The sequence below is a fragment of the Anaerococcus tetradius genome, assembly GCF_947087635.1.
Classification (GTDB): domain Bacteria; phylum Bacillota; class Clostridia; order Tissierellales; family Peptoniphilaceae; genus Anaerococcus; species Anaerococcus tetradius.
This window is the reverse complement of sequence record NZ_CAMUDP010000007.1, coordinates 1-26,827: the sequence shown is the minus strand read 5'-3', so window position 1 is coordinate 26,827 and position 26,827 is coordinate 1. Positions and strand designations below refer to the sequence as shown.

15 protein-coding genes and 1 other annotated feature are annotated in these 26,827 nt (G+C 36.0%); of the genes, 12 read left to right on the top strand and 3 right to left on the bottom strand.

Annotated features, from left to right (window positions below; all coding sequences use genetic code 11):
- The first annotated feature begins 170 nt into the window (after window positions 1-170).
- The 10 genes from P6936_RS03400 to P6936_RS03355 all read left to right on the top strand — a co-directional run bounded on the left by P6936_RS03400 (window position 171) and on the right by P6936_RS03355 (window position 15,658).
- Complete coding sequence (locus P6936_RS03400; RefSeq protein ID WP_276880861.1) at window positions 171-1,073, top strand: hypothetical protein; 903 nt, start codon at window positions 171-173, stop codon at window positions 1,071-1,073.
- Window positions 1,063-3,072 (top strand): DHH family phosphoesterase, encoded by a 2,010-nt coding sequence (locus P6936_RS03395; protein WP_276864690.1) that lies wholly within the window; start codon window positions 1,063-1,065, stop codon window positions 3,070-3,072. Before P6936_RS03400 ends, P6936_RS03395 begins: the two co-directional genes overlap by 11 nt.
- A complete protein-coding gene (gene rplI / locus P6936_RS03390; protein WP_276880860.1) occupies window positions 3,050-3,499 on the top strand; it encodes a 50S ribosomal protein L9 in 450 nt (149 codons plus the stop codon). Before P6936_RS03395 ends, rplI begins: the two co-directional genes overlap by 23 nt.
- On the top strand, window positions 3,499-4,830 hold the full coding sequence (dnaB, locus tag P6936_RS03385; protein ID WP_276880859.1) for a replicative DNA helicase: 1,332 nt from the start codon (window positions 3,499-3,501) through the stop codon (window positions 4,828-4,830). The genes rplI and dnaB overlap by 1 nt, the downstream gene beginning before the upstream one ends.
- On the top strand, window positions 4,823-5,377 hold the full coding sequence (locus P6936_RS03380) for a GNAT family N-acetyltransferase (RefSeq protein WP_276880858.1): 555 nt from the start codon (window positions 4,823-4,825) through the stop codon (window positions 5,375-5,377). The genes dnaB and P6936_RS03380 overlap by 8 nt, the downstream gene beginning before the upstream one ends.
- Window positions 5,367-6,134, top strand: a complete 768-nt coding sequence (locus P6936_RS03375; RefSeq protein ID WP_081445711.1) for a DnaD domain-containing protein — start codon at window positions 5,367-5,369, stop codon at window positions 6,132-6,134. Before P6936_RS03380 ends, P6936_RS03375 begins: the two co-directional genes overlap by 11 nt.
- Window positions 6,124-7,083: an ATP-binding protein gene (locus P6936_RS03370; protein ID WP_407066146.1), complete on the top strand. Its 960-nt coding sequence runs from the start codon at window positions 6,124-6,126 to the stop codon at window positions 7,081-7,083. Before P6936_RS03375 ends, P6936_RS03370 begins: the two co-directional genes overlap by 11 nt.
- 2 nt (window positions 7,084-7,085) lie before the next feature.
- Window positions 7,086-7,745: an NAD(P)H-hydrate epimerase gene (locus P6936_RS03365; protein WP_004836418.1), complete on the top strand. Its 660-nt coding sequence runs from the start codon at window positions 7,086-7,088 to the stop codon at window positions 7,743-7,745.
- Window positions 7,688-8,062: a DUF1294 domain-containing protein gene (locus P6936_RS03360; RefSeq protein ID WP_276880857.1), complete on the top strand. Its 375-nt coding sequence runs from the start codon at window positions 7,688-7,690 to the stop codon at window positions 8,060-8,062. The genes P6936_RS03365 and P6936_RS03360 overlap by 58 nt, the downstream gene beginning before the upstream one ends.
- 240 nt (window positions 8,063-8,302) lie before the next feature.
- Complete coding sequence (locus tag P6936_RS03355; RefSeq protein WP_276880856.1) at window positions 8,303-15,658, top strand: SpaA isopeptide-forming pilin-related protein; 7,356 nt, start codon at window positions 8,303-8,305, stop codon at window positions 15,656-15,658.
- Window positions 15,659-15,755: 97 nt separating this feature from the next.
- Here P6936_RS03355 and P6936_RS03350 read toward each other — a convergent pair whose 3' ends face one another.
- The 3 genes from P6936_RS03350 to P6936_RS03340 form a co-directional block, all read right to left on the bottom strand.
- Window positions 15,756-16,541, bottom strand: a complete 786-nt coding sequence (locus tag P6936_RS03350) for a type III pantothenate kinase (RefSeq protein WP_276880854.1) — start codon at window positions 16,539-16,541, stop codon at window positions 15,756-15,758.
- 1 nt (window position 16,542) lies between these two features.
- On the bottom strand, window positions 16,543-17,292 hold the full coding sequence (locus P6936_RS03345) for an ECF transporter S component (RefSeq protein WP_276862911.1): 750 nt from the start codon (window positions 17,290-17,292) through the stop codon (window positions 16,543-16,545).
- 202 nt (window positions 17,293-17,494) lie between these two features.
- On the bottom strand, window positions 17,495-19,339 hold the full coding sequence (locus P6936_RS03340; RefSeq protein WP_276880853.1) for an acyltransferase family protein: 1,845 nt from the start codon (window positions 19,337-19,339) through the stop codon (window positions 17,495-17,497).
- A gap of 106 nt (window positions 19,340-19,445) precedes the next feature.
- Window positions 19,446-19,611, top strand: a binding site (T-box leader).
- 38 nt (window positions 19,612-19,649) lie between these two features.
- Here P6936_RS03340 and serS point away from each other — a divergent pair.
- Entirely contained in the window at window positions 19,650-20,939 is a 1,290-nt protein-coding gene (serS, locus tag P6936_RS03335; RefSeq protein WP_060929287.1) for a serine--tRNA ligase, read from the top strand.
- Window positions 20,940-21,167: 228 nt separating this feature from the next.
- The coding region (locus tag P6936_RS03330; protein ID WP_276880852.1) for a hypothetical protein at window positions 21,168-26,827 on the top strand (5,660 nt) is incomplete at its 3' end.

The window sequence follows — 26,827 nt, the reverse complement described above, 5'->3', positions numbered from 1 at the left end:
TTATACTTATTGCTTATATAATTACATCATATTTAGTAAATACTTTTTAATTTGAGAAATTTATGGAGCCTTCTTATTATCTATCATTTAAAGTTTGTATAATTGAGTAAAGAGAAAGAAGTAGTAAAATATTTATAGCTTAATTTTTTTTATTAAGTGAAAGGAATTTTATGGAAATTAATAAAAATTTGAGAAAGATTATTGAATTAGTCTTTATGAGTGCCCTAGTAAGCCTTATTATATTCGCATCGAATATATCCTTACTAATACTGGCTACTGCTCCTGTACTTTTAAGTATCTATCTCTTTAAGAATGGCTTTGCCGAATTTATTTTACTAGGAATTACTAGTTTGATTTTTGGACTTATGTATATGAGTCTTAGTGAAGCTTGTATGCTTACGCTTGCAATATTTTTAGTATGTCTAATCTTATCCCTTCCTATAAAGTATATAAGAAGTGATAAGCTACAGATTCTTACAAGTTTTGTTCTTGTAAGCCTTGTCTTGATAGGTTTTTATACATATGGTCTAATGAAAGAAAAAGTTGATTTCGATAGTTTGGCTAGGCAAGTCAAGCTTTTTGTCGAATCTTCTATTGATTATAAGATGGATATAGAAATTTATAGGGCAAGTCTTAGCCTATATCCAGCTATCTTTGCATTTTTTTCTTTTATTTATACCTTGCTTGCCCTTAAACTAATTAGAAATTATGCTAGTATAAAACTTGATGGTTTTAAGGATTTGACTAAGGTAAATGAGCAAAGGATAAGCTATAAGGATCTTTTTATTATTGGACTTGCTTGTGTTTTAGCTTATGGATTTTCTTATTTATTTAAGCTAAATATGACCTATGCATCTTTAAATATTATTATGATTTTCCTAGAGCTTTTGGCTTTTAATGGATTTTCTCTTTATGATTATATGATTGCAAAATCTAATATTCCCTTATCTAGAGGCTTCCAGTGGTTTTTCGTCATTATTTTAATACAATTCTTGCTAATTTTTTTCGTGATTTTAGGATTTATTGATATAATACTAGATATAAGAAAGAAAAGGAGCTTAAATGAAAAATAATGATGAGTATGTAGGGTTAAATAATATTATTGCTATAATGGCTCTTCCTAGTATAGCTTCTATAGTTTTATTTTATTTTAACGAGATTATCGGTTCTATTTCCATAATCCTCAGCATCCTTCTTTACTTCTTTTTGACTAAGATTAACAAAAAGAAGAAGGATGATTTGCAAGCATATGTCGATCAAATGAATGTTTCTTTTGATAGTATAACCAAAAACGTAGTATTCGAGATGCCTTTTCCTATTGTTATCGTAGAAGACGATAGGACAATCAAGTGGCACAATACTTATTTTAGGGACTTGTTTGACAATAAGTCTATAGTAGGAAATAAGATAGAAGACTTCTTGCCAGAATTTGCTGATTTTGATTTTAAGGAAGATGGTCTAAGGACTCCTAGAAATATAAACATCAAGGATAAAGTCTTGCAGTTTTATTATCAGACTATAATCAATGACGAAGATGGTAAATCTCAGACTTTTCTTTATGGTATTGATAATACTTATGATGAGTCAATCAAAAAGTTGTTTAAGAATAAGAGACTTGTCTTCTACTCAGTCTTTATAGATAATTACGAAGATATCAGAAACGCAACTCAATCAATTGATAGACCTGCTGTTTTAGGAGAAATCGACAGGGTTATCAATGAATATTTCAAAACATATGATGGTATAATCCGCAAGTATGAGAATGACAGGTTCATGGTCATTAGTGAATATCAAGATTATAGGAAAATCTATGAGTCTAAGTTTTCAATTCTTGATCAAGTTAGAAATATCCAAAAGGGTAATAGCCTTCCACCAACTCTTTCTATAGGAGTTGGTATAGCAGGAGCTAAGCCTTCTGATATTTATTCTGATTCGAGAGAAGCAGTCGACATAGCCCTATCTCGTGGAGGAGATCAGGCGGTAGTAAAACTTGAAGATAATTATGAGTATTTCGGTGGAAAGACCAAGGCCATAGAAAAGACCAGTAAGGTTAGATCTAGGGTAATATCTCAAGCCTTAAAGAGGATGATGCAATCATCTCCAGATATTTATATAATGGGTCATAACAATCCTGATATGGATTCTTTTGGTTCATCCCTAGGAGTTTATGAGGGTGCTTACCACATGGGTAAGGAGGCCTACATTGTCCTAGACGAAGTTACAAAGCCAATCGAAAATATGTATCAAAGAGTAACTAGTGAGTTAAGTGAGCTAAGGGCTAACATCTTGACAGAAGATGAAGCACTTGCTAAAATTAGTCCACAGTCTCTGATTATAGTAACCGATAACCATAGGAAAAATTCAACAGAAGCACCAGCTCTTCTTGATAAAAACGACAATATATTTATTATCGACCATCATAGGAGGGGCAAGGATTATATAGCAAATGCAACAATTTCTTATATAGAGCCTTATGCTTCAAGTGCATCAGAGCTTGTAACTGAAATATTATCCTATCTTGACGAGGACTTTAGGGCGAGAACGCCTGTAGCGGAAAGTCTTCTTGCGGGAATTACAGTTGATACCAAAAACTTTGTCTACCAGACAGGGGTAAGGACTTTTGAAGCTGCTTCAATTTTAAAAAGATGGGGAGCAGATTCAGTATATATTAAGAGAATGTTTAAAGATGACTTTGAAATAGTAAAATATAAGTCAGAGGTTATAGCTGATTCATTTATTGTTAATGACTCAATAGCCATAGCCCACTTTAATAGAGATATCGATGGATCAACCCTCATAGCTTCGCAGGCTGCGGATGATTTGTTAAATATAAAGGGAGTCTTGGCAAGTTTTGTACTTACCATATCCAATAATAAAATTCACATATCAGGTAGAAGCTTAGGCGATATATCGGTACAATTAATACTAGAGCGTATCGGTGGTGGCGGTCACTTAACAGCTGCTGCGACCCAATTAGATATGAGCATGGAAAATGCTGAAGACATGTTAAGAAAAGCAATTAATGAATATTTAAGAGAGGAAGAAGAAAATGAAAGTAATACTAACAGATAATATTGTAAGAGTTGGCGTTAAGGGAGACCTTGTAGAAGTAAAGTCAGGATATTTTAGAAATTTCCTTGACCCACAAGGAAAGGCTGTAAAGGCTACAAAAGAAAATATGGCTGAACTTGAAAAGATGAGAGAAGAATTAAAGAAAGAAGAAGCTGAAAATAGAAAAGAAGCTGAAGCTCTTAAAGAAAAAATCGAAGCTTTAACTCTTACAAAGAAAGTTAGAGCTGGAGAAGACGGCAAACTTTTTGGATCAGTAACAAACAAAGACATCGCTGAAAGCCTAGCAAAAGAAGGTATCGAAATTGACAGAAAGAGAATCGAACAAGTAGAAAAAATCAATGGACTTGGTGAGTTCGTTCTTAATGCTAGACTTTATGAAGGAGTTAATGCTGATCTTAAAGTAAACGTAGTAGCTGAGGTAGAATAATGACCGAGGGCCTAAGGCCCCTACCAAATGACTTCTTAGCAGAGCAAGGAATAATCGGAAGTATTCTCGCCAAAAACGAGACTTTTGATAGTGTAAATCAAATTATAAAACCTGTAGACTTTTATGATTCTAGAACGCAGAGGATATATAAGTCCATCATCAAGATGTTTGAAAAAGACATCAAGGTAGATGAGATTTCTTTGATATCCCAGCTGAAAGATGAAAATATATTACAAGAAGTTGGAGGGGAGGAGTTTATCACTGAGATTACCCTCTCCTCATTTTATACTCCAAATGTCGATACATATGCCAAATCAGTCAAAGAAAAATCTATTCTAAGGAGTCTAATAGGGGCGAGTGAGGATATTATCGATCTAAGTTACAGGCACGAAGAAAAAATTGAATCTATTTTATCAACTGCTGAATCAAAAATTTTTGAAGTTTCTCAAGATAATCACAACAAGGGTCTGGTAAGATTATCTGAAACCATGGAAGAGACCTTACAGATGATAAATGAACTAACCCTATCTGATGGCAAGATTACAGGTGTAACAACTGGTCTTGAGACAGTGGATAATAAGCTTTCTGGTCTCCAACAATCTCAATTGATCCTCCTTGCAGCAAGACCTGCTATGGGTAAGACTGCTTTGGGTCTTACTATGGCTTGGAATGCAGCCAAGGCTGACAAATCAGTTGCCTTTTTCTCTCTAGAGATGTCAACCTACCAACTAAATCAAAGACTTCTGTCAATGGTTTCGGTTGTAAAACTTGAAAATATCATTAATGGTTCTATTAGGGATGAAGATTGGCAACTTCTAATTCACGCAACCAAATTAATTAGATCAAAGAACATCTTTGTCGATGAAACTCCAGGTATTACCCTTTCTGAGATGCGAAGCAAGCTTAAAAGACTAAAAGCAGAAGTTGGCCTTGACCTAGTTGTGATTGATTATCTCCAACTTATGCAAGCAGATAGCAGACAAGAAAATAGGCAAAATGAAATCGCTTCAATATCTAGGGGCCTAAAAAGTCTTTCTAAGGAACTTAACTGCCCAATTCTTTCCCTTGCCCAACTATCTCGTGAGGCAGACAAGAGGGCTGATCATAAGCCAATTCTTTCAGACCTTAGGGAATCTGGAGCTATCGAGCAGGATGCTGATGTCGTAATGCTCTTGTATAGAGACGACTACTATGATGAAGAGGATAATCCAAATATAGCTAAGCTTATTTTTGCCAAGCATAGAAATGGTGCAACAGGCGCAGTCGAATTATTCTTCAACAAGCCTTGCACAAGCTTTAGAGACCTAACCCAAAGAGAGCAAAATGCCTAGGATATATCTACAAAAAATGAATATGGCAACTGCAAAGCTCGTTAGAGAATGGACAGATTTTAATGATCCAAGGCTTATTGGCTACAATTACGCCAAGCTATCAGACTTTGAAATAAAATTATGGTATGGATCTATTACAACTCCAAGGAGAAAGTATTTTGCAGTAAAAAAATTAGATGATGATAGATTTATTGGCTTTATAGGTCTTAAACAGATTAACCCCATAACAAGAAGAGCGAAACTTGGTATAGTTTTTGATAGTGCCTATGTTTCCATGGGCTATGGGACGGAGGCAATAAAACTTCTTTTGGATAAGGCCTTTAGTGATTATAAGCTAAGAGAAGTAAGTCTTGAGGTAAATTTATTTAACGAGAGAGCCTACAGGGCCTATAGGAAGTGTGGTTTTAAGCAATTGGATTCAAGCACAGAAGTTTTTGAAAACCAAAATATAGACATGGATGAGAGGTATTTTGTCGATAAATCTGGACTGATTTATTCGAAAATACTTACGATGATGATTACAAAGGATGATTATTATGGACTTTAAGATGCAAGATTTAAAATTAGATATGGGTACGACACCCTTGGAAAATATGTTCTTGAATACCTATATCCAAATGGCGGACGGGGATGCTATTAAGGTCTATTTGTTAATATACAAGGATTGCTACGCCTACCAAAGGGTAGACGTAGAAAAAATCAAAAGACAGTTAAGATTTAGCGATGAGAGGTTCCAAGAAGCTGTAGATTACTGGGTGAATATGGGAATATTCAGGCAAAAAAGAGCCGACAATGGAACAGATTTTATAGAGATAGTATCTCTTAGACAAATGTATTTTGGAGATAGCGTAGACAATCAAACAAGCGAAGCTGCCTACGATTTAGCCCAAAGAAAGTCTATTATGTTTACTAATATCGAAACAATCATTGATAGAAACCTCACACCAGCTGATATAACAAGGATTCAAGAAACAATCCTTGAATATAATTGTGACCCAGAACTTGTCACAGAGGCCTTTAGCCAGGCTAAGCAAAGTGGAAATGTTGATGTAAAATACGTCATGGGCTTTATCAAAACTTGGCGTGATCAAAACATATCTTCCCTAAATGATTTGAGGATGAAAGAAGAAAGAGATAAGCTTCTTAGGGCAAAGTCCCCACGCCAATATAGAAGAAAGGCTAATCCTAAATCAGGAAGACTCACTCCAAGGTCTGAAAGTGATATATCTTCCTTTATCCAAAGACGTAAAGAGGAAAGGCTTAACAAAATTTTAGAACAAAGGGGTGAGGAAGTTGACTCCTAGTCAAAAGGCAAGTGCCATTCTAGCGCAAAGAAGAGAAAATGACAAAAAAGAGCAGAGGATGAGGATTGAGGAAGTCTATAAAAAAGTCCCTCAAATCAAAGCCCTTGATAAGCAAATCAAAGAGCTAGGCTTTAGAACTCTAAGTCGTATAGCTTGCGGAGCTGATACAAGCGAGGATGAAGCAAAGATTTTGTTTTTGACTGAAGAAAAAAAGAGAATCCTAGCCGAAAATGGCTTTGCAGATGATTATATGGACATCAAATATTATCACGATAAGTGCAAGGATACTGGCTTTGTTGGAACAAAGATGTGTACTTGCAGGAAGCAGTTGATAATTGATCAAAAATATGACCAATCAAATATCAAAAACCAAATATCAGAAGAAAACTTTTCCTCCTTTAACATAAACCTATTTTCCAAAAACACTAACAAGATCTATGGGGTAAGTCCTTATGAAAATATCACTTATGTTATAGCAGGGCTTAAAAAATTTATCAATAATTTTGCCTACGAAACAGGCAATATCTATATCTATGGAGATGTAGGAAGGGGCAAGACCTTCCTAGTTAATTCCATAGCCAAGGAGATTTTGGATAGGAATTTCTCTGTTGTCTATATGACCTCAACCAAACTTTTTAAATTCCTAAACGACTATCTTTATGCCTTTGAAGATAGGAGAGAAAATCTCGAAGAAAAATATAGACTGATTTTCGACTGCGATCTTTTGATAATCGACGATTTGGGAGCTGAAGCCAGTCGCCAATCCGATAGGGCGAATCTTTTTGATGTAGTAAATGAGAGGATGAATGAGGGAAAACCCATAATTTTCTCATCCAACCTCAATGAAGAAGCCTTAGAAGAATTCTATGGAGCAAGGATTTTCTCAAGGATAATGGGCAACAATAGTAGAATTTATGAGATATTCGGCGAAGATTTGAGATTGAGGTAAAAATGCTAGTAGTAGACAAAGACCAAATGAAAAAAATCGATCAGTATGCAATAAATATATTAAAAGTACCATCCATCTGCCTGGTAGAAAGGGCAGCCCTTGCAGTGTTAAAAAACATCAACCTAGAAGTAAGGTCGACCTTTGCCATAGTAGTTGGATGTGGAAATAACGGAGCTGATGGTCTCGCCCTCGCAAGAAATCTCCTTGCCATGGGTAAGTATGTTGAGATATATATAGTAGGAAATATGGACAAGGCAACTGAAGACTTTAAACAAAACTTAGAAGCTTGTAAGAGGCTAACTGATAAAATCTATCCTATAGTAAGCATAGAAGACTTATCTAACATGGAAAAAAATCTCGAAGAAGTTTCTACCATAGTCGAAGGCCTCTTTGGCACAGGCCTAAATAGGACAATCCAAGGAGTCCCTGCCTATGTCATAGCTCTAATTAATAGATGTCTTAAATACACTATATCAATAGACCTACCATCAGGTCTTGATGCAAGCACTGGCAAAAAATGGGGAGAAGTAGTTGATTGTGACCTAATAGTAAGTATGCAGCTTATGAAAAAGGGAATCTACGAAAGAATAAATCTTAGAGAAAAATGCCTAGTAGAAGATATAGGCATACCTCAAAAGGCAATAGATGCTGTTATGAAATAATTGAAAGGTGGATAGGGGTTGTTAAAACAACCTCTTTTATTATGGAAAAAGAAATTATACTTTACTTACTTTTAATAAACATCCTAGCTTTTGTCCTTACAGTATATGACAAACTAGCAAGCAAAAAATTTAGGAAAAATAGGATAAGGGAAAATATCCTCATCCTTGTTGGATTTTTGGGAGGAGGCCTTCTTATGTATATAACAATGAAAATAATAAATCACAAGATTAGGCATAAGAAATTCATGCTAGGCCTTCCTCTAATCATAATAATCCACTTTGTAATCATCTACCTAAGCTATAGCAATATCAAATAATAATAGATACTATGACATCTTCCACCAGACCAAGATTATATCTATAAGAAGATTTAACAAAAATCTGCCAGTGATTTTGATTAAAATATAAAATTATATATGCTACTAGCTTTTCTAGAAAAGTTAACTTTTATTGACTATTAAGTCATTTATGTTGTATTATATACTTGTAAAGATACGCGAGCAACTAGAGATATAAAATTAAAAGTAAAAATAATAATAAAATAACTAGGAGGAATCATGAAAGAGAATCTCGGTAAGCGACTCAGGCATACCTTTTTCCTTATGGCAATCTTATTAGGTATTGTCGTAACAGGAACAAGGTCGGAGGCGACTATCCACCAACCCAACAACAAAGACCCTAATAATTTGTATGTAATAAAAAATTCGGGAGAAAGACTTCAAGTCTATACTGGATCGCCAGATCCAAGTAAGAAGGATGGAAGAGGATATGCACCTACAGGACTTCCAGCTGAAGATTGGAGTTTCTGCTTGCAGGAAGGAAAGTCTACACCGAACTACAATCCTAATAGCCCACCTCACTTTAGCAAATTGATGATTCCAGGGGCTAATGCAGATGAGATGGCTAGGTATTTTAATAGCCATGGGCAATATTTAGGTTTGTTCAATAGGATCGACAACGTAAGCCCAGATAAGTTGTATTCCTCCATATCAGATAAGTTCAAGGGAGGCCATACTCCTAGGGCTGATGAATACACTAACTACAACCAGATTAGAAACTTACTCTATATCTATGCAACTGACCCAAAAGACTATCGAAAATCGCCTGAAGGAGATAGGATATTCTGGAATGTAATCCAGAGAAAGGTTTGGGAATATTGTAACTCCAGAAGAACTTTTAAATCTACTAAAGGCGATGTACAAAATGTTATAAATGGAGTTGACTCAATAGTTTATAAAGCTGGCAAGGTAAACGACCATAATGATAACAACATTAATGAAGATAGGATGATACCAAGATATATCAAAGCTAGGCTAAATGTCTACGACTCTGCCTTTGTATCTGGAAAGGGAGTACAAAATACTGTAAGCCTTGATATGGAATACCAGACAGAAAGGATTGAATTTAATAAGACCAATGTCAATGGTATCAACCTAGCTGGTGCTAAGTTTAAGATAACTAAAGAGAAAAAAGAAGATGTGGACATCTACAAGATTCATGGAAATGACCCAGAACCAGTTGGCTCTTCAAGGGAATTTACCTCTGATGATAGGGTACACTACGAAGAAATGCGCGAAGGTACCTATCTAGTCCAAGAAATTGAAACCCCTAGAGGCTTTGTCAAAATCCCTGATTTTAGGATAAAGGTTACCGTAGGTGGGGGGGTAGAATTAGTTAATCCTAGTGCCGAGGTAATGAAGTATGTTTCCAAAAATGGAAATAGAGTTAATATAAAGAATAAATCAAATGAAGTAGGAGTGAGGGAAGTATCCTTTACCAAATATCTTAGCAACTATAAGTTTGCACATGGGGCAGAGATTGAAGTTTATGATACAACAAATAACCAAAAGATAGCCCAATGGACAACAAACTCTCCTACGACATACACTTCTAATACTATTAGATTAAGCCTAAAGACCGGCAAAAAATATAAGTTTGTAGAAAAGAAAGCTCCTTTTGCTCATAAGACTGTAGAGTTCTTCTTTACAGTTCCTAAAAATCCAAATGAAGATATAATTCTCCACGATGTTGATGGCAATAAAATTTATAATATAAGTGGTCATCAGAACATAAATGTGGCAGTAGTCGATGACCAACAAACAAAGAAAAAGGTTAAAATCAAGAAACTATCTGAGGACAATAAGCTCCTAGCTGGTGCTAAGTTTAAGATATATGTAGAAGGGAGAGATGACCAGACCCAAACTTGGGATAGCCAAACTTCGGATAAGGAGATTGAAGTCTTTGCCAATGAGGAATACGTCCTCGAGGAAGTCAAGGCACCTGGTAGACTAAAAAAAGTTGATAAGTTTAAGTTCAAGGTTGATGATAAGGGAAAGATCCAAATCGTTGGCAATAAACCAGATGAAGTAAGTGTTTCTGGTAATGCTATTTCCATAGTCAACAAGAGGCCTAGCAAATATAGGATAGGTTTTGCTAAACTTGTAAGCGTATCGCCTTTAAAATATCTAAGCAATGCAAGATTTGAACTTTACAATTCTACCACCAACCAAAAGGTAGAAGCATGGAGCACTAGACCTTGGATAACTCATTTTGAAGTAGCTCCAGGTTCTTACACCCTAAAGGAAACAGAATATCCAGCAGGCTACAGGAAAATAAAACAAGATATAAAATTCACAGTGGATATAGATGGAAATGTGATGGTAGAGGATTATAACAAAAGAATATCTACAGGAAATAACGTAGAAGGCTTGTTATTATCCCCTAATACACCTTCTTCCACCAAGCAATGGGAGGGCGAAATCCCAATACTCTATATCTTTGACCATGAACTTGAACCTAAAAAGCTAACAATATCTAAAATAGATTATAATGGTGCTCACGTTGGTGGAGCTAAGTTTACGATTAGGGATATAGAAACTCAAAGGCAAATTGATATAGGAGATCATTCCGATGATGATACTACCAAGGATACCTATCTTGACAAAGACGTCGATGTAACTTTAAGGTACGAGAGAACTTACGAGATAGAAGAATATGAGGCTCCTGTGGGCTATGAGAAGATTAAGCCATTCAAGTTGAAGGTTGATGAGAAAGGAAAGCTATCCCTAATCGACAACAATAATGGTGATAATGTGAAGCTTGATGGAGATAAATTGATTATGAAAGATCCTTTTGTTGCCTACAACATCGGCTTTAAGAAAGTCAACCACAAGAACCAAGTCTTGCCTGGAGCCAAACTAACACTTTATAGCAAAAATGGCAACAACTGGACATGGAATTATACATGGACAAGTGAGCAAGCTGATAAGATTCAGGGCTTGTGGCCAGGAACTTATAAGATTGTTGAGGAATCTGCTCCTGCAGGATATGACAAAGCGGGCGAATTGATCTTTAAGCTAGCCATGGATGGCACGGTTACTACTTTAAGCAACAACTCAAATATAAGCTTAACTAATAAGACATTCACCATCAAGGACAATCCTAAGGATAAGGATGTAACTATCTCCAAGATTGACCCTAAGGGAAGAAAGTTAATAGGAGCTAAACTTACAATCTATGACACTGAAGATTTGACAAAATCTGTCGGTACTATAACCACAGGCAATCAAGATCAAAGTATTAGACTGAAACACCACAAGAGATACAAACTTGTAGAAACTTCTGTTCCAGAAGGTTTTAATAAGATTAATGACCTAGAATTTGAAATTAATGGTGATGGAAATGTTGTGGTCCTTGGAAATCGAACTGATGCACGAGCTGATGGAAGCAAGTTAATCGTTGAGGATCCACTCAAGCCATGGAATGTAAAATTCAAGAAATTGGATGAGAAAAAGGTAGCCCTAAGTGGAGCGAGGTTTGAGGTTTGGAAGGAAGACGGTAGCGAAAGAGTAAATGCTTGGAACACGACCTCAAGCGAGACAAGCGTTCCATTGACAGAAGGTAGCTACAAGATTAAGGAAGTTACAACTCCAAATGGCTACCAACAACTCAAAGAATTTATTGTAGATGTAAGCCTCAAAGGAAAAGTTTCCCTAAGAAATAATGACAGTAATGTAGCGATAGTTAATGACCTTGTAACCATGACCAATCAATTGAAGGAGAAAGATGTAGTTATATCCAAGGTTGATTATTGGGATAGAAATCTTGCTGGTGCAAAGTTCGAACTTTATGATACAGAAGATCCTAGTAAGCTATATGCAAGTTTCACAAGCGAGAAAACCGACAAACAAGTCAAACTAAAACACAAGAGAACATACCTAGTCAAGGAAACTCAAGCTCCAGCAGGGCATGACAAAGTCTCTGACTTTAAGCTTAGTGTAGGAGCTGATGGTACTTTGTCACTTGTTGATAATAATAATGGGGATAATGTTAGACTTGATGGAAATAAGCTTATTGTTAAGGATACCTACCAAACATATGATGTTCAAATAAAGAAGGTTGACAAGAATGGAAATCCTCTGGTAGGTGTATCACTTGCGATTTATTCCTACAATCCGACAAGAGATGGTTGGGACTGGAACCATAATTGGAACAGTTCAACAAATCCACAAACTTGGGGCTTGTGGCCTGGAGCTTACAAGATTACTGAAACTAAAGCTCTTGATGGCTACTACACCATTAATGAATTTATCTTTGATCTTGCAGATGATGGTAGTGTAAAACTAAGAGGAAGTAATGAGAATGTCAAAATAAATGGCAAGACGGTAGAGATAACCAACAAGCCAAATGAGAGAGAGTTGACAATCAAAAAGCAAAACCCAGCTTCTGAAAATCTAGCTGGTGCAATCTTGGAGTTTTATGATACAGCTAATCCTGATACAGTTTATAAATCTATAACAACTACTGATAAAGAACAAACTATCAAGATTAAGCATGAGAAAACTTACTTGGTCAAGGAAAAATCAGCTCCTGAAACTTACGACAAAATTGCTGACTTCAAGTTCTCTGTCGATAAGGAAGGAAATATTAGTTTCGTTGGAGATCATCCAGGGGTTAAGCTTGTAGATAACAAGCTAGTTATAACTGATGAGCCTACCAAGTACAAGGTAAAATTCACTAAGGTCGATGATGAAGGACAAACCTTAACCACTGCTAGGTTATTCTTCTATTCTGTGAAAGATGGAATAGATACAGAAATTGATAAGTGGGATACCAAAATCCAACCAGAATTTGATATTCTTCCAGGAACTTACAAGATTAAGGAGACGCGAGTCCCTAAAGGCCATGACGGTTTTGATGATTTCACCTTCGATGTTGACAAAAAAGGAAAGATAGTTCTAAGTGAGAAGGCTAAGAAGCTCGGCATCTATGTAAAGGAAAATACTCTTGAGCTTATGATAGTAAACCCTAAGATTAGAGAGAAAGATGTCGTGATTTCAAAAGTAGACCCAAGTGGACAAAGGGTAAGGGGTGCTAAGTTTACAATAACTGACACTACAGACACTTCAAGACCAGTGGCAGAATTTACATCAGATGATAAAAACGATTCACAAATAAGGCTTAGATGCCAAAGAACTTATATCATCAAGGAAATTCAAGCTCCTACAGGTTATGATCCAATAGCGGATTTCAAGATAAATATTGTCAAGGATGGAACTATAAGCTTTGATGGAAACCACAATGGAGTAGCCCTAAGTGAAGGAAAACTTGTAATAACCGATCCACAAAAAATCTACCCTATAGTATTTAAAAAGACAGACGAGGAAGGTAATCCTCTAAAGACAGCTAGACTTCAAATTTTTGCAGAAGATGGAACGACAGAAGTTCTCGATGCAAAAACAAACAATAAGGCTGTATGGACAACTGATAAGGCAGATGGTCTTACTATTAACCTAAGACCTGGAAAATATATAATGAAGGAAATTACAACCCCAACTGGATATGATACCCTAAGGCAGTTTAAGTTTAGCCTTGGTCTTGACGGCTCTATAAGATTGATAGATAGCGATGAGAATGTAACCAGTAATGATACGACAATTACCATCAAAAATACTAAGACTCCACCTCAAGAACCAAAGAAGAGCATAGATATCACAGTTCACAAAATATTGTTGACAAATGAAGAACTGGATGACTGGACTAGTCCTGAAGGCTATGATGCTAGCCAAGATATGGATGACTTTAAGGCTTTAAAGAATGATAAATATATTAAACAAATCCCTAATGTCTACTTCGCTTGGAAAAATGATAAGGATCAATATATCAACGACCACGGACAAGTTGTGGATTCTGTTGACAAGGCTTATGGAAAACTCACAAATGATGAAGGTGCAACCTTTGACCTAAGCAATATTCCTGATGGAACATACTATATCCACGAAATAAAAGAGAAATCTACCTATCAAGGTCCACTTGGTGCTTTGCTTACAAGATCTAAAGCAAATCCTGTTAAAGTCAAACTACCTATGAGGAACAAGGACGGAGTAGTAGAACACGTTCATGTTTATCCGAAAAACACAGAGGACAGACCAAAGATTGATAAAAACTTTGCAGCATCCATCAAAGAAAAAGGTTCTAAGGAAAATATAGACACAGAATTAAATGTCGAGACTTATCAAAGGGAAAAGTCAAAGATATCGAGAATGGTAGGAGATAAGATTCCTTATCAGGTTAAGACACTAATCCCAAAAGAGTCATCATATAAGACCCTTGCGTGGACAGATACTATGACTCAGGGCTTGACCTACAATAAGGACTTAAAAATTGCTGGTGCAAATCTTGGGGAAGGTGATTACACAATAAGCCAAGATGATAGGGGCTTTAGCTTAGAGCTAAGTGATTCTGGATTAACTAAGGTCGAGAACGCTTCAAAGAATAATGATCTAGAATTAATGATAACTTACTCAGCAACCTTAAATGCTGATACTATAGTTGACCTTGAAAAGATTGAGGAAAATACTATCGGTCTTGATTATGCTAATAGCAAACAAAAAAAGAGCACTCCAAAGGATGGAAATCCAGTAGATGGAAAAATAAGAGTCCAAAAAGTTTGGGATAACAACAATGACCACCTCCCATTGGATGATGATAATTTAGCACTAACTTACATTCTTGAAGAAAAAGATGGAGATAATTATAAGGAGATTCAGTCTGTAACTTTAAGGAAAAAAGTAGGAGATAATAACCAAACCTTCAATTATGAATTTGTAGGTCTTGACAATTCTAAGACTTACAGAGTTAGAGAAAGGGTGGCAGGCTACAATCCAGAATATACTTCTTTCCAAAATGGAGTTGTTGCAATTAAAAACACCAAAGATCCAACCAGCCTACGACCATCTAATCCAAAGCTTGTAACTTATGGAAAGAGATTTATAAAAGTTGATAACAGCACAAATGAAAGACTTTTTGGAGCAAGATTTGTTATCAAAAAGGATAATAAGTTCCTAAAGGTCAAAAAAGTAGGTCAAGGCTCAAGTGATAAGGATAATTTGGATAAGGCGAAGAAGGCTCTAGACCAAGCTTTAGAAGTATATGATAAAAATTTTGGTAAAAAAGACCAAGCTTTTGATGAGGCTTCCGCTAAAGCTAATATCCTAAAACTCAATGATGCCTACCTTAAAGCTATCGAAAAGGAAGGCTTAGGATATGAATGGACAGATAAGGAAAATGATCCTGATATCATAAAACTTATATCTAACGATAGGGGACAATTCCAAATCAAGGGTCTTTCTGCTGGAGAATACAGCCTAGAAGAAACCCAAGCTCCTGTTGGCTATGCTAAAATTTCTAAGATAAAATTTGATGTTCAAGAAAATAGTTATAATACAGGTACTGCCTCATATGATTTAGATTCAGTTGACAAGAACTCAACAGCAGTTCCTAATAGAAAAGTATCTATACCACAAACAGATGGTAAGAGAAATATAATCTTCATAGCTATGGGACTAGTCTTGATGATCTATGCAGGTATTGGATTGGCAAGAAGAGCAAAAGAAAGTCAAATAGAAAAATAATTTATAAAAGGGGATAGAAGTTGAGCTATCCCCTTTTGTGTTTGAAGAATATCAGAGATTGGTCAACTAAAAAAGACGAGCTAGCTCGTCTTTTAGGTTAACTATTTTTAATACTCGTATTCAAATCATAAATTATCTTTAATCCAAAAAGTCCTAAATAGGGGATCTCTTGGATTTTATAGTTGTCATCATCTAAGAGCTTGGCAAACTCGCCAGTCGATATTATCGTCGTTTCTTTGATATCTAGGTCGTTTTCTTTTATGATTTCTTCGACTATAGCTGAGATAGCCTTTTGGTAGGCAAAATATATACCCTTTTGCATGGCCTTGGTGGTAGAGTTTCCTAATATCTTATCGCTCTTTTTTATTTCTACTTGGAAAAGTTTGGCACTTTCCTTGGCTAGGGATTCTTGGAAAAGACTTGCTCCAGGCATAATTACTCCTCCCAGAAATTCTTTTTTGCTATTGATATAGTCGATTGTAGTAATAGATGAGGCTGAAATTATTACTAGATTATCCTTATAGAGTTTTTTTCCTCCAACAGCCCTTATTATTCTATCGCTTCCTACGTCCTTGGGATTGTCGTATTTGATGTTTATTCCAATTTTAAGACCTGCCGATATAAAGATGGGGCTTTTGCCACAAATCAGTTTAGAAACTTCCTCATAAGTCCTATCGACTTCTGGAACGACTGATGAGATTATAAAATCGTCAATTTCTTCTGAGTTTATATTTTTCTCTCTTAGGAGTAACTTGATTAATAGGCTAAGCTCGTTTGCTGACCTATCTTGATTACTTTTTATGCTGAAATTGTAAAGCATTTTATCTTTGTAGAAAAGACCAAAGTCAGCCTTTCTATTTTCTATATCAATTGCTAGAAGCATTTTATCTCCTTGATGATTTTAGAGCTTTAATAACAGCTGTGGAAAGGATGACTGAAAGGATTGCTTCAGGAATACCACTTGTAATTGTTACTCCAAGGATTGCAGATCTTGCACTATCCATAGGAATACCCAAGGTTGTTACATATTTTTCGGCATAGATTAGATAAATTCCACCTAAAACTAGGATGGTGTTGGTCATAGATCCTACAAAGGCTCCGATAGCTATTGGGAAATCCCCCTTGGCAGATTTTTGTGAATAGATAAATAAGCCGATAACGACAAGGAGCAAGACGCCTACAAAAATTATATTCATAGTTGACTTAGCTGCTTTTATGTTTTTTACAAGTAAGTAAACTAGGGCAAGAGCTATGATAGCCCACAAGCCTTTGGCAAGGCCCTTTAGCTTATCGCTATTTATCTTTGTACAAGCCTTATAGGCATAGTAAGATGTTATACCAATCAAAATTCTTGGAAGAACCGAAATAATTGGGTTGTAAAATACGAAGGATACTGGACTAGGATTTCTTAGTAGGGCATTTAAGAGTGAAGATACACCAAAAATCAATCCTACAAGAGCACCGACAATAGGCCCTTCTGCAATCGCACCTATAATAACGGGGATGTGCATAGTTGTCGCATTGATGAAACCCAAAGGGATAAGACCGAGTGGTGTCAGACTTAGCACTATGGTGATAGCACCAAGCATAGCTGACGTTACAAGCTTTCTACTGCTGATTGTTTTCTTATTCATAATTACCTCCTGATACGGTTCACTGGGATACCGTTCATATGCATCAAAAGATGCTAGAAAAATTTACGCCTACAATTTTATTTTAGTATCTCCAAATAAATGTGAAATCTAAATCTTTCTAATTATAGACTACTAAAATTATAACTAAATTTCTTAGATAAGTAAAGAAAAAAAATCCCCAAGCCCAGCTTGAGGAATAAATCTAAGGACGAACCTTATTTACATTTAGTATTTTTCTACATACGAGTTTGGCAAAGTCATCGCTTCCTTCGACATTTGGGTGAACCTTATCGACTGCCAAGAGATTTTCCTTATCCTTAATAAAAGCTCTCCAATCAACCAAGTGAGCCTTAGGGTTCTTGTCGGTAAAGGACTTGATTTGATCATTTACCTGGTCCATATAAGATTGAAGGTGGCTGGTATTTACAAAATACACATCTCTGCCATCAGCCTCGTCTACTATAGCCTGCATATCATCAGTTGACTTAAAACCATTAGAGCCAAGGACGACTAGGATTATATCGTTAAGTCCATTAGAAGCCTTCACATTATTAAGAGTATCAGGCCCATCCCACATATTTCTTCCCACAAGACCATCAAGGTAGAGATTAGGGACGAAAGATCTTAGGTAAGAATCAATATTTACAAGAACTGAATCACCGATAGCGGTAATAGAAATATTTTTTAGATATTCTTTTTCCTTGTCTGTAAAGTTGAAGTCGTCATAGGCTTTTTCTTCAAAATTACCGCCTTTGTTTGGACTTTCTTCTTTCTTTTCTTCTTTAAGCTTGTCATCTTTCTTTTTCTTGTTAGTATTTTTCTTAGCCTCTGCGTTTCTTTTCTTGATTTCCATTTCGTTTTTAGCAAATTCTTTCTTAAACTCTTCCATTTGAGCTTCTTTTTTATTGCCAATCACTAGGGAAGTCGCATTTAAAATTCCCACAAGGGCAAGGGCTATCGCCAATTTCTTGATCTTATAGGATTTTTTCATCCTTCTTAGGCTATAGGAAAGCTCGGATAATATAACTAAAATACCTAATTCTACTAAGTAAAAAATAGCCTTCGAAGAAATTTTATTCCTAAAGAGATAAAGCATAAAAATTTGGACTATATATTGCCACAAATAGTAGTAGTAAGACCTATCTCCCAGCCAAATCATAAACTTAAAGAAGGGATTATGATCCCTATATCTTATAGGATTGTCTACTTCCAATTTATATATAAAGGCTAAGAATAGGCAAACAAGTAACTGATATATAAGGAAAAATGTCCTATAAATCCACAAGCTTTTGCCATCTATGAAGAAGAAGGGAAGGATTATTGCTAGGAAAAGAAGCAAGGAAGTTTTTTTCCTAGGAAGCCTATCCAACAAAGTCCCCCATTTTTCGTAGGCAAGATAGCTAACTGAGCCTAAGAAAAATGCACTAAGCCTCACATCTGTCCCATAATAAATCCTAATAACACTAGCCTTAGTAAAGGATAGGTAGTAGCTAAGAATTATTGATAAGATACTAAGTCCTCCAAAAATATAAATCCTAAAAGCATTTAGATTAAGCTTACTAATAAGGTAATCCAAAAGATAATAGATAAGTATATATTGTAGATAGACTGCTATATACCAAAGGTGGGTAAAGATATTAAAATTACCTGACCTATCAAAATAAGAAATCCCCTTAACAATAGCCCTAATATTTTCGTAGGCAAACATGGTAGCAAGAGAACTTCTCACACTATCATCAAAAATATCCCTAGCAAAAATCAAGGAAACAAGAAGGGAAATGGCTATGATAGACCACATAGGAGATATTATCTTAAATAATCTCGCCTTAATTTTGTCTATAAAAAATTTAACTTCAACTACATCATAAGTCTTTGTCGACGATTTGGCTAGGAAAAATCCAGATATAATCATAAAGATTATAACTCCCAAAAAACCACCACTTAGCCTGTGGCTAAACAAGTGATAGATAGAAACTGCCAACAAACTTACCGCCTTTAGCATGGTAACATAGTTAAATTTTACTTTCTTCATTCTTTTATTTTTCATTAATCTTCCTTCCTAACTTATACATTATAGCACAGCTAGCTTAAATTTGCATAAAAAAACAAGGTCTTGAGAAAAAAAATATTTAATGTATAATGAGTATAAATTTAATAGTGCATTGATAAGCCCTAGTAACTAGGAAAGGCATATAGAGAGGAGATGGTTGGTGAAAATCTCTTGCAGGGAACTAGTGAATCTAGCTTTGAGCATATATATTAATTAAGGCAAAGTAATTTGCATAATTTGGGTGGCACCACGAGACCTTCGTCCCAATTGGGCGGGTCTTTTTTTATTGGAAAAAGGAGAAATAATTATGATTGATATTAAATTACTTAGAGAAAATCCAGAATTAGTTAAAGAAAACATTAAGAAAAAATTTCAAGAAGAAAAACTTAAACTTGTAGATGAAGTCCTTGAACTTGATGAAAAACTTAGAGCCTTCAAAACTGAGGGAGACAATCTAAGAAGTCAAAGAAACAAGACCAGCAAGGAAATCGGAGCCCTTATGGGCCAAGGCAAGAAGGAAGCTGCCGAAGAAGCCAAGAAATTGGTAAAAGAAATAAACGATAAGCTCCTCCACATAGAAAGCGATACAGAAGAATTTGCCAAAGAAGTCAAAAAAAGAATGCAAGTCATTCCTCAAATAATTGACGATACTGTCCCAATAGGAAAAGACGACACAGAAAATGTCGAAATCGAAAAATATGGTGAACCCCTTGTACCTGACTACGAAATCCCTTACCACATAGACATCATGGAATCCTTTGATGGAGTTGACCTTGATGCAGCAAGAGAAACATCAGGAGCAGGCTTCTACTATCTAAGAGGAGATATAGCAAGACTACACTCAGCTATCCTTTCTTATGCTAGGGACTTCATGATAGACAGGGGCTACACCTACTACATCCCACCATTTATGATAAGATCTGACGTTGTTACTGGCGTAATGAGCTTTTCAGAAATGGAAGATATGATGTATAAAATAGAAGGCGAAGACCTCTACCTAATCGGAACAAGCGAACACTCCATGATAGGTAAATTCATCAACACCATAACAGAAGAAGAAAAAATGCCACTCAAGATGACCTCCTATTCACCATGCTTTAGAAAAGAAGTTGGAGCTCACGGTATCGAAGAAAGAGGAGTTTATAGGATCCACCAATTCGAAAAACAAGAGATGGTAATAATCTGCAAACCAGAAGATTCCAAAACCCTCTATAACGAACTATGGAAAAACACAGTAGACTTCTTTAGAAGCCTAGAAATCCCAGTAAGAACTCTCGAATGTTGCTCTGGAGACCTTGCCGACCTCAAGGTAAAATCATGCGACGTAGAAGCATGGAGTCCAAGACAAAAGAAATACTTCGAAGTAGGAAGCTGCTCTAACCTAGGAGATGCTCAAGCTAGAAGACTTGGCATAAGACTAAGAGGAGAAAATGGAACCTACTTTGCCCACACCCTAAATAACACAGTAGTAGCTCCACCAAGAATGCTAATAGCCTTCCTAGAAAACCTACTCCAAGAAGACGGAAGCGTAAAAATCCCAGCCCCACTACAAATGTATATGGGAGGCAAGGAAAAAATCGAACCAAAAAATAAATAAGAAGTTTTGGTCCCCCGCAAGGGGGATTTTTTAGTGGACAAAATTAAAACATAATTTACAAAAATAGTAAGGGTTAATCACTAGAATTGATAAACAAATTTAACAGGAATATTTGTAAAAATATTCTTATCAATAATATATTACAAAAAGATTAAATTTTGACACGGGGGGGGTATAATAATAATGAAAGATTGTTTAAAAAAATTAAATAAAAAAATGGGAGGAAACATGAGCAAATATAAAAATGCCAATAATTTATTGGAAGAAAAAGCGATCAATAAAGAGAAAAAACCAATCTATGCAACAAGAAAACTATCCATAGGGCTAGTTTCATGTATGCTAGGAATCCTATCTTTCATGCCACAAGTTATGGCAGAAGGAGAGGAAGGCCCAGTTACTAATGTAAGTGTAGTATCACAAAATCCTAGTTTAGGAACGGAAACACAAAATCCTAGTGATAGCAAAGAAAATAATCAAGGAGGAAAAGATGCTAAGCATGAAGCAGGCAAGGCCCAAATTGATGGAGAAGCCAATGCTCCAATACCAGTACCAGTATTAGGTCAAAATAGATCTTCCAACCTACAAGGAGAACAAACTGTCAAGGAAGTTTTGACAGCTGAAGAAGTCGCAAAAATAAAAGAGGAAGCAAAAAATCAAGGCTATGAGTTTACAGATGAAATGATAGAAAAACTCAAGGTAGAACTTGAAAAAATCAAAGATAAGCCTGACTTCCAAGCAGAAAAAAACGAATTAATTGAGAAAACGTTAGCTGGAAAGAAAGCAGAACTTGAAAATAGGGAAGCTAAAGTAGATTCAAATCCGCCTAAAATGATGAATAATGGTCATTACTCTACTTCACCAAAGGGTGATTCAAGTGCACTAGATGGTTATACTCTACCATATGATTCATATATGGGAGATCCTAATGGTAGGCAGGGCAAGAGTAAATCAGGATGGTTTGTAACATACAAAACAATTGACGAAGAAAGTAATACTATTAAGAACTTTTACCTTGAAAACCAACCTTCTGGTTCAGAGTTTGAAAAGTTCGTAGAAGGTGTTGATGATAAGATAGTTGCAAATAAATATGGTGAAAACATAGATAAAACAAGTGTAAATAAAAAATTCTACTTAATTACTGATAATGGTGCAAAAGTGGGATTAAATGAACTTGTACTAGTGTCAGAAGATGCAGCAGGTAATATCTTAAGGATTACAAACTACCTTAATGTAAAGACCTACCTTCCAGTAGCATCTGGCAAGCTTACCGCAACCCTAGGACAAAAAGAAGCTATAACAGAAGACCAAATCAAAAAAGTTCTTGGTATATATTACAAGGCTTACGATAATGACGGTCAAAGATCCGCTATCGTTAATGAAATAAAAAATAACAAGAATACAGCAAATATTCGTGAAGGAATAGAAAAATACAAGCCAATAGGTACAAGATACTCTCTAAAAGAAAATCCTAGTTTTGATAAGGTGGGAACAACAAGTGTAATTGCCCTCGTGAAGTATGCGGATGCAGAGGGTAAAGAGATAGTAGAAGAAGTAGAAATACCTTTAGAAGTGGTTGATACAGAAAAACCATCTATGAAAAATGGTCACGATGAATCTTGGGGAGAAGGTACTGGTTCATTAGATGGCAAAACTCTTGCTCCTATATTCATGGGTGAGGAAACTGGCCGTACTAATTATAATAAAGGTAGCAACTATTTATCCTATAAGGTTATAGATAATAGTGGAACTATTGTTGACGTAAAAGCAGAAGGCCTACCTTCAGGAACAACTCTTGAAGAATTTAAAAAAGGTGTTGATGATATCATAAAGGCTACAGAGTTTGATAAAGATGATAAGAAGTGTGTAGTTAAAAAACTCTGGGTAAAGGCAGACAGCAAGGCTAAGGAAGGCTTATATTCTTTCACAGTTACAGCAAAAGACCCTAGTGGAAACACAAAAACAGTAGTTAACAAAATTGAAGTAAAGGTATATGTTCCAGCAGCTAAGGATATCATACAAGCTGAAATTTACGATAATAATTTAACAGCTGGGGATGGAATAGGCGTATATCATAAAATGTATGATAATAATGCAGAAGAGGAAGCCATAAAAAATGCTATAGCTGATGCTATAGATAAAAAACGATTACCTGAAAATGTTATAGGCAAAGATGGATATCTGCCAGAAGGAACTAGCTTTAAGTGGAAGATTCCTAATAATACCTATGGTGATTTGAACCTACTAAATACAGGCCTAACTGAAAGAACTGTTGAACTAACATATACAAATAAAGAAGGAAAAATAGTTACAAAAGAAGTAAGAGTCCTAATTAATGTAAGGGATACCAAAGCTCCTATTATTTGGAGGGCAAAATTAAATACGGGATTAGCCCCAAATAGTCCTTATCAATTAGATGGCAAAGATTTTGGTGGTCACTCTGCCTTTATTGGAGATGATAATTCTATTGACTTCACCTACAGAACAGGGGACAACTCTGGACAAATCAAAAGCTTCACAGCAGAAGGAGCACCAGATGGTACTGTCTTTGAGGGAGATGAAAACAAGGGACTAGATGCTAATGGTAATAGGGATAAGCTTGCTTTCTCAAAGGATGAGCAAATGCTCAATAGAAAGATAAAAATAAAGGCAACTAGCACAAACAAAGTTGGTGATTACAGAATAACTTTCACATCAACAGATAATTTAGGAGAAAATGGTGGTAACAAAACTGTTGTCAACAACACTATCCCTGTAAAAACTTACTTGCCAGTTGCTACAAAAACTATGACCTTGGAAAAGCACGAGGATGTGTCCAAGCTTAGTCCTGAAGCCTATATTGGTGCATATTTGGAAAAATATGATACAGTTAATGCAAGAAAAAAGGACCAAGTAAAAGCTGATATTGATGGTGATAATATTGACAAGTCTAAGATTTCTGATAATAGGGCAAAATATTTCCCTAAAGAAGGAACAAGTTATGAATGGGTACAAGCACCTAACACAAATCAAGAACCAGGAACTTATAAGGCAAAGGCTAAGGTTACATTCACAAAAACTGATGGCACAGAAGTAAGCGAAGAAGTTTTAATCCCATATGAAGTTAAAGAAGAACAAGAACCAACAGCACCAAGTGTAAAAACTGATGATCAGTCTGGAGATGTAACTGTTACTCCTGCTACAGAGGATAAAACTAAGAGCATATATGTAACTTATACTGGAGTTGATGGAAATGAACACACAGTTACTGCTACAAAAGATCCAACAAGTAAAAAATGGTCAGTGCCAGCTGGTTCAGACATTAGCATTGATGCTGATAGTGGCGTTGTTACAGTTCCAGCTTCTAAAACACAAGCAGGAACAGAGGTTAAGGCTATTGCTAAAAACATAGAACGAGTTACAAATCCTGTAACAGCAACTACAAAACCATCTGCTCCACTTATTTCAGAAGGAGCTGAAAAAGGCTCTCTTGAGATTACTCCACAAGGAAACACAGACAGCCTGACTATCACCTACACTCCAAAAGGAAAAACTCAACCAGAAACTGTAGAAATTAAGAAAGATGCTGATGGAAAATGGCAAAACCCAACAGATCATCCTGGAATAACAGTTGATGACAAGGGAGTTGTAACAATTGCTAATGGTACTGGAGAAGAAAATTCAGAAGTAAAGGTTACAGCAAAGGTAGGAAACTCTCCAGCCACAGAAGCTAAAGGAAAAATCCCAGATGTTACTCCTCCGAACCCACCAGAGCTAGGCTTAGCTAATGATAAGAGTGGAGATGCAACAATAACTCCAGCAGAAGATGATACAAGTAAGGTTACTATCACTTATGTGGGCAAGGATGGACAGAAAAAGACTGTTGACGTTGAAAAGAAAAATGGTTCTTGGACTGTACCAGATGCTTCTGGATTAAAACTAAGCCCAGATGGAAAAACAATTATAGTTCCAAAAACTCTTACAAAAGATGAAACAGAAGTAAAAGCAATTTCTGCCGATGAACATGGAAACACAAGTAACGAAAAGCTTGTAAAAGTGCCAGATAAGACTAAACCAACTACACCAAAGTTCCAAGCAAAAGATGATGGAAGTATAGAAATTGATTTTCCAGCAGATGATGCAACAAGCATAACAGTAGAATATATAGATAAAGATGGTAATAAACAAACAGCTACCCTCACAAAGGAAAAAGACCAATGGTCAGTGCCAAGAGAATCAGTATTTGACTCTAAGGGTGGTAAGTTAATCTTGCCAGCTGATAAGGTTCAAGGTGGATCAGCTTTCACAGTGAAAACACAAGATGAGGCAGGCAATATCTCTGATCCAAAGAATGGAACTGTAAGTCCAGATGCACCTACAATTTCAGAAAAAGACGGTCTTGTAACCATAACTCCACCAGCAAATGCTGATAGCCAAGAGATAGTTTATACACCTAAAGGTTCTGAAACACCAGTAAAAGTAACAGCTGAAAAGGATGAAAAAGGCGAATGGAAACTACCTGAAGGAACAAAAGGCTTAGAAATTGATGCTAAAACAGGGGCAGTAACAATTGCAAAAGGAAATGCAAAAGATGGCGAACCTATCAAGGCTATCACCAAATTAGGCAAAGGAAATACTGCTATACCATCAAAAGAAAGTACCGTTAATGCCCCAGATACAACAGGTCCAGCAAAACCAAGCATAGAAGCAAAAGAGGATGGAAAAGTTACAGTAACACCACCAAGTGATAAAGACACCAAAACACTTGCAATTTCTTTTAAAGACAAGAATGGTAATGACCAAGTAGTTTCAGCAACAAAAGATGACAATGGTAAGTGGAAACTTGACAAGAAAGTAGAGGGTGCTTATATAGATGAAAAGACTGGAACAATCACACTAGATGATGGGTTGACTAAGGCTGGAACTGATGTAAAAGCAACAGCTAAAGACAAATCAGAAAATCCATCAGAAGAAGCGCAAGATAAAGCTAAGACTCTTGCCGATAGAACAAATCCAAAAACACCTGCTAAGTGGAAGGTTGATAATCCTAAAAAATTAACAGCAGATGAGAAAAAAGCTGTTAAGAAGGCTATTGAAGATGCCAATAAAGATGAAAATGGTAAGAGCACACTAGCAGAAGGTACAGAAATTGTAGTTGGAGATGATGGAACAGCAACTATAAAATACAAGGATGGTACAGAAGATAAAATAGCTGGTACCGACTTGGTTGAAAAGAAAGCTGATAAGAAAGCATTGCAAGAAGAGTCAGGCAAAGAACAAACAACTAAAGCTGACCATAAATACAAAAATGCAGATAAAGAAAAACAATCAGCATACGATGAAGCTCTCAAAAAAGCTAAAGAAGTCCTTGGAAATGACCAAGCAAGCCAAGACGAAGTAGATAAGGCTAAGAAAGCACTTGAAGAAGCAGCTAAGGCTCTAGACGGCAAAGAAACAGACAAGTCAAAACTACAAGCCGAAGCAGGCAAAGAACAAGCAACAAAAGCTGACCATAAATACAAAAATGCAGATAAAGAAAAACAATCAGCATACGATGAAGCTCTCAAAAAAGCTAAAGAAGTCCTTGGAAATGACCAAGCAAGCCAAGACGAAGTAGATAAGGCTAAGAAAGCACTTGAAGAAGCAGCTAAGGCTCTAGACGGCAAAGAAACAGACAAGTCAAAACTACAAGCCGAAGCAGGCAAAGAACAAACAACAAAAGCTGACCATAAATACAAAAATGCAGATAAAGAAAAACAATCAGCATACGACAAAGCCCTAGAGGAAGCAAAGAAAGTTCTATCAAATCAAGGTTCAAGTCAAAAAGAAGTAGATGAAGCGCTAGCAAAACTACAAAAAGCAGCTAAGGCTCTAGACGGCAAAGAAACAGACAAGTCAAAACTACAAGCCGA